This is a genomic window from Cupriavidus sp. 86D6 (assembly GCF_057815095.1).
In genome coordinates, this window is sequence record NZ_JBYPSB010000049.1 from 1 (window position 1) to 745 (window position 745).

Below are 745 nucleotides of genomic sequence, written 5' to 3' on the forward strand. Positions count from 1 at the left end.
AACGTGACCAATCGTACCTACGTTCACGTGCGGCTTGGTCCGCTCGAACTTTTCCTTTGCCATTTCGCGACTCCTGTCTCGGTAGCAATTGCCAGTGCGGGTATTGATGGTGCCCATGGGCAGGATCGAACTGCCGACCTCTCCCTTACCAAGGGAGTGCTCTACCACTGAGCCACATGGGCGAATCTTGACTTACTTTTGCGACGGCAACCTGGAGACTGGAGCGGGTGAAGGGAATCGAACCCTCGTCGTAAGCTTGGAAGGCTTCTGCTCTACCATTGAGCTACACCCGCCCGGTTACTTCCTGCTTCACCGGCTTTCGCCAGGTTGTTGTCTTGCATTCTGGTGGAGAGGGCTGGATTCGAACCAGCGTAGGCGTAAGCCAACAGATTTACAGTCTGCCCCCTTTAGCCACTCGGGCACCTCTCCGCAGAGAACTTGTGATTATGGTGTAACTTACCGGGGCTGTCAAGTGCTTTCCGTTGAAGAAAGCAACTTTGCGGATCGCTCCAGAAGCCTGCAATACGTCGCCAGAAGGCTTCGTTTGCGGACCAGAATCATCGATCTGAAATCGACGCTCTCACCCTATAGGGCACGCTGGAAGCCGCTTCCAGCGCCTCGGAGAGGCCAATCTGTCGCTTTTGCGTTTCACGCCCGCCAAAGCAAAACCCCCAAGCTTTAAGGGCTTGGGGGTTCTGGGTATAAGAGCCTGGCGATGACCTACTTTCACACGGGTAGTCCGCAC

Annotated in this window: 3 tRNA genes and 1 pseudogene; all 4 read right to left on the reverse strand. The window is 55.3% G+C overall.

What is annotated here, in order from left to right:
* Positions 1-63, reverse strand: a pseudogene (locus AC3G88_RS29405) (GTP-binding protein); the annotation flags it as partial.
* Positions 64-107: 44 nt separating this feature from the next.
* A tRNA-Thr gene (locus tag AC3G88_RS29410) sits at positions 108-182 on the reverse strand.
* A gap of 37 nt (positions 183-219) precedes the next feature.
* Positions 220-293 (reverse strand) — tRNA-Gly (locus AC3G88_RS29415).
* Between the two features lie 50 nt (positions 294-343).
* Positions 344-429, reverse strand: a tRNA-Tyr gene (locus AC3G88_RS29420).
* Positions 430-745 lie beyond the last annotated feature (316 nt).